Origin of the sequence: Kitasatospora sp. GAS1066B (genome assembly GCF_041262605.1) — a bacterium.
GTDB lineage: Bacteria > Actinomycetota > Actinomycetes > Streptomycetales > Streptomycetaceae > Kitasatospora.
This window is the reverse complement of the sequence record NZ_JBGCCO010000072.1, coordinates 1-8,160: the sequence shown is the minus strand read 5'-3', so window position 1 is coordinate 8,160 and position 8,160 is coordinate 1. Positions and strand designations below refer to the sequence as shown.

Annotated in this window: 7 protein-coding genes; 3 read left to right on the top strand and 4 right to left on the bottom strand. The window is 75.6% G+C overall.

From position 1 onward, the window contains the following. Positions 1 to 208: 208 nt before the first annotated feature. Both ABH937_RS37865 and ABH937_RS37860 read left to right on the top strand, forming a co-directional pair. Complete coding sequence (locus ABH937_RS37865; protein WP_370220831.1) at positions 209 to 1,798, top strand: hypothetical protein; 1,590 nt, start codon at positions 209 to 211, stop codon at positions 1,796 to 1,798. 314 nt (positions 1,799 to 2,112) lie between these two features. Next, a complete protein-coding gene (locus tag ABH937_RS37860) occupies positions 2,113 to 2,487 on the top strand; it encodes an RNA polymerase-binding protein RbpA (protein WP_101384134.1) in 375 nt (124 codons plus the stop codon). A 63-nt stretch (positions 2,488 to 2,550) separates the two neighbouring features. Here ABH937_RS37860 and ABH937_RS37855 read toward each other — a convergent pair whose 3' ends face one another. The 4 genes from ABH937_RS37855 to ABH937_RS37840 form a co-directional block, all read right to left on the bottom strand. Beyond that, on the bottom strand, positions 2,551 to 3,180 hold the full coding sequence (locus tag ABH937_RS37855; RefSeq protein ID WP_370220830.1) for an FxsA family protein: 630 nt from the start codon (positions 3,178 to 3,180) through the stop codon (positions 2,551 to 2,553). Then, the gene (gene lnt, locus ABH937_RS37850) at positions 3,177 to 4,988 is read right to left on the bottom strand and encodes an apolipoprotein N-acyltransferase (protein WP_280690646.1); all 1,812 of its coding nucleotides are present in this window, start codon (positions 4,986 to 4,988) and stop codon (positions 3,177 to 3,179) included. The genes ABH937_RS37855 and lnt overlap by 4 nt, the downstream gene beginning before the upstream one ends. A gap of 157 nt (positions 4,989 to 5,145) precedes the next feature. Then, a complete protein-coding gene (locus ABH937_RS37845) occupies positions 5,146 to 6,783 on the bottom strand; it encodes an amidohydrolase (RefSeq protein WP_370220829.1) in 1,638 nt (545 codons plus the stop codon). A gap of 44 nt (positions 6,784 to 6,827) precedes the next feature. Further along, entirely contained in the window at positions 6,828 to 7,268 is a 441-nt protein-coding gene (locus ABH937_RS37840) for an Lrp/AsnC family transcriptional regulator (RefSeq protein WP_266290617.1), read from the bottom strand. Positions 7,269 to 7,540: 272 nt separating this feature from the next. Here ABH937_RS37840 and ABH937_RS37835 point away from each other — a divergent pair, with 272 nt between their 5' ends. Next, entirely contained in the window at positions 7,541 to 8,014 is a 474-nt protein-coding gene (locus tag ABH937_RS37835; RefSeq protein ID WP_280690644.1) for a hypothetical protein, read from the top strand. Positions 8,015 to 8,160: the final 146 nt, after the last annotated feature.

The window sequence follows — 8,160 nt, the reverse complement described above, 5'->3', positions numbered from 1 at the left end:
CCCGCCCCCCCCACGACCCCCCCGCCCGGGGGGGCGCCGCTGCCAACCCGGCGGGGGGCCATCACTTCCCCCCCCCCCCGCCGCCGCCCCCCCCCCCCCCGCGCGCCCCCCCGGGCCCGCCCCCCCCCCCCGGCCCCGCCGCTCGTGTCGCCCACCCCTCGCCCGCCTCGTCCCAAGCCCGTCCGACCCGCCCGGGGAGTCCAGGACCATGTCCCTCAACCGCCACCTGACCCGCGGCCGCGACCTCGCCCGCACCGCCGGCGACCACGCCGCCGACATGTTCGCGCCGCTCACCCTGATCGGGCGCGGCCTGCGCCGGCACGCCGGCTGGGCCAAGGCCCGCTGGCACGCCACCCCCAGGGAGCGGCGCGGCCCCACCCTGCTGCTCACCCTGGCCGCCCTGGTCGGCGTGGTGCTGCTGCCGCACGGCCCGGTGCTCGCCGTGATCGCCCTGGTGGCCAGCGCCGCCTGGAAAGGGCGGGAGCCCAAGGTGGCGCCGCCGCCGGTGCCCGACCCGGTCGAGGTGAAGCTGCCCGCCCTCTACGCCGCCCTGACGCCCTACCTGGCTTCACCGGACGACGCCTGCCCGCTCTACCGCCCCGACGGCGACTACCAGGACGCCTTCGCCGGCTGGGCCTTCGACTCCGAGGGCCGGCTGGCCGCGCTGGAGATCGGCTATCCCGCCTACTTCACCGACACCGAGCCCGCCGCCCGGGCCCGGATCGAGCAGGTGGTGCAGAGCAAGGCGGGCCGGGCCCGGGAGTACCGCTTCGACTGGGAGCACGAGTGCAACCGCCTCCAGGTCACCGCGCTCTCGCCGCTGCCGCAGGACGTGCCCGCGCAGACCTGGGTGACCACGCCCGGTGAGATCGTGCTCGGCTTCACCGACGCGCAGACCACCCAGCGGTCGATCCCGGTCGCCCAGGACGGCGGCGCGGGCCACCAGCACCCGGTGATCTGGCGCACCGGCCCGCGCTCGGCCGAGCCGCACCTGCTGGCCCTGGGCACGGCCAGCGCCGGCACCTCGACGCTGCTGCGCACCGTCGCGCTGCAGGCGCTGGCCCACGGTGACCTGCTGGTGATCGACGGAGCCGGCACGGGCGAGCACGCCTGCCTGGTGAACCGCCCCGGCGTGCACACGGTGGAGACCAGCCTGCACGGCGCGCTGGCCGCGCTGGACTGGGCGGCCCAGGAGACCGAGCGCCGGCTGGCCGCGCTGAACGCCGCCCGCTACCGGGGCGAGCCCGCCCCGGCGGATGCCACCCGCCCGCTCTGGCTGCTGCTCGACCACCCCACCGAGCTGAGCGAGCTGGCCCAGGCCGAAGGCCGTCCCGATCCGCAGGACCTGCTGGAACTGCCGCTGCGCCAGGGCCGGGCGGCCCGGGTCACCGTCGTCGTGGCCGAGTCGATCGAGGCGCTCGACCGGCTCTCGCCGGCCCTGCGCTCCGCCACCCGGGCCCGGGTGGTCCTCGGCGGCCACCACCCGCAGGACCTGCACCGCGCGCTCGGCGTCCCGCTCGACCTGGTCCCGGCCACGCAGACCCCGCCCGGCCGCGGCTACGCCCGGATCGGCGCCCAACCGCCCGCCCGGCTCCAGGTGCCCGCCACCGTCGACCCGCTCGACGAGGAGGCCCCGGCCCGGCTGCGCGACGCGGTGATCGCCCTGCTCCCGCACCGCGACACCCGGATCGAGGCCGCCGCCCCGCCGGTGCCCGCGCACCAGCCCCAGGTGTCGCCCGCCGCGGAGCCGCGGACCGAGGCCGGCGCCACCCGGGTCGAGCTCGGCAAGTCACGCTGAGCGCCGGTGAACTCGCCGCGAACCAACCGACTGGGCTGTGCGAGCTGCGCGAATGGCCAATTCGGCGACACCACCAGTACGCTCCGGCAAGCCAGGAAAGTGATTCGGTCACAAGGCGCGAAATTGATGACACCCAGGGTGATATCCCTGTCCAGATGTGACAAATCGGACGGAGATGGGTACAAACAGGGACGGCACGACAGACGACGCATGTCCCCGGTCGGGAATCTTCGTCGGAAGCCGAGCGTTGACCGAACGACGAAGACAGCGACCCCAACTAGTCCTGTGGGCCATAAGCCCTGGAGGCACGATTCATGAGCGAGCGAGCTCTCCGAGGCACGCGACTCGGCGCCACTAGCTACGAGACCGACCGTGGCATTGATCTGGCCCCCCGCCAGACCGTCGAGTACGCATGTCAGAACGGACACCGGTTCGAGGTGCCCTTCTCCGTCGAGGCGGAGATTCCCTCGGTTTGGGAGTGCCGGTTCTGCGGCACCGAGGCCGTCCTGCTCGACGGTGACGAGCCGGAAGAGAAGAAGACCAAGCCGACCCGGACCCATTGGGACATGCTGATGGAGCGCCGGACGCGCGAGGAGCTGGAGGAGGTGCTGGCCGAGCGGCTGGCCGTACTCCGCTCCGGTGGGATGAACCTCGCGGTGCACCCGCGGGACACCCGCAAGAGCGCCTGATCCCACAACGCGAGGGGCCCCGATCCATTCGGATCGGGGCCCCTCGCGTTGTGCCACACGCGATCAGCGGTCGAGCGGCGGGCGCGGGTCGTCGTCCTGCGGACGCCGAGGGCCGGCGGGGTCGTCGGCCGGATCGACCACCTCGCCCTGGACCACCTTGCCGTCGGGGCGGTGGATCCGCATCTGCTCCTGCAGCCGCAGCGCGTCGGCGAGCGGGTCGCCGACCGGCGCCGAGCGCGCGGCACGACGGGCCAGCCGGCGGCCGGCCCCCCGCCAGAGCCCCCGGGTCGGCGGGAAGAGCACGGTCAGGCCGAGCAGGTCCGAGAGGAAGCCCGGCACCGCGAGCAGCAGCCCGGCCAGCGCCAGCAGACCGGCGTTGCCACTCGGCGGCCGACGCTCGCCCGTGCTCCCGCCCTCAGCCGGGCTCCCGCCCGCACTGCCGCTCCCGCGCTCGAACGGGGTGCCGGCGGTGGCGGCGCGCACCGCGTCCAGGCCGGCCCGCTTGATCAGCCGGAACCCCACCACCAGGCCGAGCAACAGCAGGACCAGCACCAGCAGCCAGGTCGTCGCCATGGCGACCTGGATCATCACCCAGATCTCCAGCACCATCCAGGCGGCCAGCAGCAGGGGCAGAAAACGGCGGCGGCGCCGGTCGGGGCGGCCGGCCGTGGTCGGGTTCACGTGCTGTGTCACGAAACGGACAACGGTTCGGCGCCCGCCGGTGTTCCGGTCTCCGTCCCGCTCCCGCCGCCGCTGCCGCCCCGACCGCCGGTGGCACGCCCGCGACGCCCGCGACGCTCGATCAGCACCGCCGAACCACAGGCCAGCAGCCCGATGATGGAGATCGCCCACTCCGGCGCGGCGCCCACCCGGTCGGCGAGCGTCTTGCTGTCACGCAGCGGCACATCGGCGCTCAGCGCGGCGGGGGTCAGCTCGGCGGTGCGGCTCTCGATACTGCCGTCCGGGCGGATGACGGCGCTGATCCCGCTGGTCGCGGCGATCAGCACGGCCCGGCCGTGCTCGACCGCGCGCAGCCGGGACATCGCGAGCTGCTGGTCGGGCTGGCCGCTCCTGGCGTAAGTGGCGTTGTTGGTCTGCACGACGATCACCCGGCCGCCGTCGTCGACGGTGTCCCGGACGATCTCGTCGTAGGCGACCTCGAAGCAGATCACGTCGCCGATCCTGGCCGGGCCGAGCTGCATCACGCCGGTGCCCTTGCCCGGGTAGAAGTCGCGGGCGACCCGCTGCAGCCGGGTGATCACCTTCATCAGGACCGAGCGGAACGGCACGTACTCGCCGAACGGCACCGGGTGCTGCTTGGTGTAGTGCGCGCCGGGACCGCTGAGCGGGTCCCAGACGATGCCCTCGTTCTGCACGTGCTGCGCGTCCGGGCCGTCGACCAGGGCGCCGACCAGGGTGGGCACGCCGATCGAGCGGACCGCCTCGCTGATCGTCTCGTAGGTGAGCGGGTCGCCGTACGGGTCGAGGTCGGAGGAGTTCTCCGGCCAGATCACCAGTTGGGGCTTGGGCACCTGGCCCGCGTCGATCTGCTCGGCCAGCTTCTCGGTCTCGGCCGCGTGGTTGTCCAGCACCTGCATCGGGCGGCCGAGGAAGTCCATGCCGGGGTGCGGGACGTTGCCCTGGATCAGCGCGACCCGGGCGCTGGCCGGGCCGCCGGCGCTCTGGCCGGCGGTGGGCACCGGAACGGCGAAGCCGCTGACCGCGATCAGCGCGGCGCAGGCGCCCGCCCCGGCGGGCAGCAGCACCCGGCGGGACATCAGCGGCGCGGCCGGACCAGCGACGGGCCCAGCGGCCGGCCCGGCGACGGCCCCGGCCGCACGACGGGCACGCAGCCGGCGCAGCACGGGCAGCGCGAGGTAGCCGAGCAGCGTGCCGGTCAGCGCGACGGCGAAGCTGACCAGCACCGCGCCGCCCAGCGCGGCCAGCGGGGTGTACGGGCTGGCGGTGTTGGCGAAGGCGAGCCGGCCCCACGGGAAGCCGCCGAACGGCAGCCGGTCGCGGGCCCACTCCTCGGCCACCCAGAGGCAGGCCGCCCAGAGCGGCCAGGCGCGCAGCCGCGAGGTGACGGCCAGCGCGCCGCCCAGCGCCCACAGGAAGGCCGCCTCGGCGGCCGAGAGGCCGACCCAGGCGTCGGAGCCGATCACCCGGATCCAGACCAGCAGCCAGAGGAAGAACGGGAATCCGAAGGCGAACCCGGTCCAGGCGCCCTGCCGGAAGCTGCGGCCGCGGGTGAGCAGCGAGAGCGCGGCCACCGCGAGGATCGACAGCGGCCACAGGTCGTAGGGCGGGAACGCGGCGGCCAGTGCCAGCCCGGCCGCCGCGGCCAGCGCGCTACGGCGCCAGCCGGCCCGCACCTTGGCGCGCAGCCGGCCGAGCCGACCGGTCCGCGCGACCTGGCCCTCCCCCGGCGCCTGCGGGGCCTGCGCGGTGGCCGTCCCGTCGTCCGGGTCGGGCGAGTCCGCGTCGACGGGCAGAGCCACCTGGGCACCATCTCTCTGGCTGGATCGGGCGACGGCTGGATCGGGCGGCGGCCGGATCGGGCCGCCACCGACCGGGTTTTCGGACACCGGCGGTCAGCACGACGGTACCTGCCGTCGGCCGCTCACCGGAAGTCGCGGGACTGTGAGAATCCGCAGGTCAGCGCGCGGGTTCGGACAGGAACACGGTCCGCCCTCGGACCACGGTGCGCAGGCAGGTCGGCAGCTCGGTGCCCGGGGTGAGGTCGGGCAGCCCGGGCGTGCCGGAGCGCGGGTCGGTGGACCAGCCGGCCACCCGGGAGTCGGGCGCCTGGACCACCAGCTCGCCGGTGCGCCACACGGCGTAGCTCGCGGGAGCACCGGGGACCAGCACGCCCTCCTGGTCCCGGCCGATCGCCCGCCAGCCGCCACGGGTGTGGGCGGCGAACGCGGCGCGCACCGAGATCCGGTGCTCGGGGGTCTGGTGGAAGGCGGCCGCCCGGACCGTGCCCCAGGAGTCGAGCGGGGTGACCGGTGCGTCCGACCCGAGGGCGAGCGGCACGCCGGCCCGCAGCAGCGCGGCGAACGGGTTGAGCCCGGCCGCCCGCTCGGCGCCCAGGCGCTGGACGTACATGCCCGCCGGACCGCCCCAGGCGGCGTCGAAGGCGGGCTGGACGGAGGCGGTCAGACCGAGTTCGGCGAAGGCGGCGATCGCCTTGTCGTCCAGCGCCTCGGCGTGCTCCACCCGGTGGCGCAGCGCCTTGACCCGGGCGAGGCCGAGCCGGTCGGCGGCGGTGCGGACACCGTCGAGGACGGCGGCGAGCGCGGCGTCGCCGATCGCGTGGAAGCCGGCCTGCAGGCCCGCCTCGGTGCAGGCGGTGACGTGGTCGGCGATCTGAGCGGCCGTCAGGTAGGCCGTGCCGTGCTGGTCCGCGTCCTCGGGGGCGTCCAGGTACGGGCTGTGCAGGCAGGCGGTGCGGGAGCCGAAGGCGCCGTCCGCGAAGAGGTCGCCGCCGGCGCCGACCGCGCCGAGCCGCCGGGCGGTCTCGACGCCGCCGCGCTCGCTCAGCTCGCCCCAGTAGCCGTAGACCTCGGGGCCCTGGTGCTCGGCGGCCAGCGCGAGCAGGGCGGCCAGGTCGCGCTCGGCGGAGATCTCCGGGCCGGCGCACTCGTGCAGTGCGGCGATGCCGAGGGCGGCGGCGCGCTCCAGGGTGGCGAGTTGGGCCACCCGGCGCTGATCGTCCGTCAGTTCGGCGAGCGCGGTGCGGCGCACGGCGTGGTGGGCGTCGCGGGTGAGCGGGGCGCTCGGGTGGTGGCCGGGCAGCTCGGCGAGCCCCGGGGTGCGGGCCCGCAGGGCGGAAGTGGCGAGGGCGGAGTGCACGTCGGTGCGCGAGAGGTAGAGGGCCGCGCCCTGCGCGGCGGCGTCCAGCTCCGCGAGGGTCGGCGGGCGGCCTTCGGGCCAGCGCGTCTCGTCCCAGCCGTGGCCGATCAGCACGCCCTCGTGCCGGTGGGCGCGGGCGTGGTCGGCGATCCGGCGCAGCGCCTCGGGGAGCGAGGGGCAGCCGGTCAGGTCCAGGCCGGTGAGCGCCAGGCCGGTGGCGGTGGCGTGCACGTGGGCGTCCACGAAGGCGGGGGTGACCAGCGCACCGGCCAGGTCGACGACCTCGTCCGCGACGCTCGCGTAGGCGTCGGCGGCGCCCTCGCTGCCGACCCAGGCGATCTGCTCGCCTTCGATCAGCATCGCGGTCGCGAAGGGGTCAGCCGGGCTGTAGACGGTGCCGCCGCGCAGCAGCACGGTGCGGGAGGTGCGTTCGGTCATGAGGGACAGTCTGCACCCGCCGGAGCGGCTCGCCCGACCTGGCCCTACAGCCGGGGCGGGCGGGCCTCGTACGGCGTGGAGAGGACCACGGTGGTGCGGGTGGAGACGCCGGCCGCGGTGCGGATCCGGGCCAGCAGGTCCTCCAGGTCGCCGGGAGCCCCGACCCGGACCTTGAGGATGTAGTTCTCGTCCCCCGCCACGCTGTGGCAGGCCTCGATCTCGGGCAGCGGGGCGAGCCGGTCCGGCACGTCGTCAGGGGCGCTGGGGTCGAAGGGTTTGACCGAGATGAAGGCGGTCAGCGCCAGGTCGACGGCGTCCGGATCGATGATCGCCGAGTAGCCGCGGATCACCCCGCGCTGCTCCAGGCGGCGGACCCGCTGGTGAACGGCCGAGGTGGACAGGCCGGTGGCCTTGCCCAGGTCGGTGTAGCTCATCCGCCCGTCCTGGACGAGCAGCTGGACGATGCGCTGATCTAGATCCTCCACAAGGCGCAAACCTACCCGACGACCGGCGTACGCCGAATACGGACGACTGCGCTCCGCACACGGCGCGCGGCGCACCGGTGCGCGCCGGGGGTGCTCCGGCCTGCCGGACGGGTCGCACGGGAGCGCTTCTGGCATGTGCCGGTGGAATGTGGCGAAGGCCACACCGGCGTGCGTCACCCCGCGCCGACCTGCAGGGTTATCGACCCCTGGAGCCGGGAAAGGCTGCTGGTGGCCCGGGCCGAGTCGGCCCGTCCCGATCCAAGGGGGATCACATGCCTGCAGCTGAGCAGCGCGCCTTCGGCGCCGACAGCACCCTGACCTCGAATGACGAACCGGAGGGCGAGGATCGCACCTCGGGCCTCGGCTTCGCCCCGGGCGCCGACCCGGGCGAGGCCGAGACCTGGGAGATCATCCGGGTGCACTGCCCGGAGTGCCAGCGCCCGATCGCCCTGCTGGGCGATGAGGAGCTGCTGCCGCAGCACGCGGTGCTGCGCACCGCCTGGCACCCGTTCTCGCCCGCGCTCTGTCCCGGATCGGGGCTGCTCGCCGACGACCTGGAGGAGTGCGCCGCCGAGCCCGGCGAGCCGGCCGACGCGCTGGCCGCGCTGCTCACGCTGCCGACCGAACTGGACTGGCGCACCCAGCCGTTCTCGCACGCGATCGGCCCCGGTCCGGCGCCGCTGAAGCGGCTCGCCGACCGGGTGCCGTCGATGCGCCAGCCACAGCGGGGCCTGGTCCGGCACTGAGACCCGCATCGGGCCGGGGGGGGGGGGGGGGCGCCCCCCCCCCCCGCCCCCCCCCCCCCCCCACGGGGCCCCCCGGGGGGGGGGGGCCGCCGCGCACCCCGCGCGGGGTGGGGGGTGTGGCCCCGGCGATGGGCAGCACCCAAGCC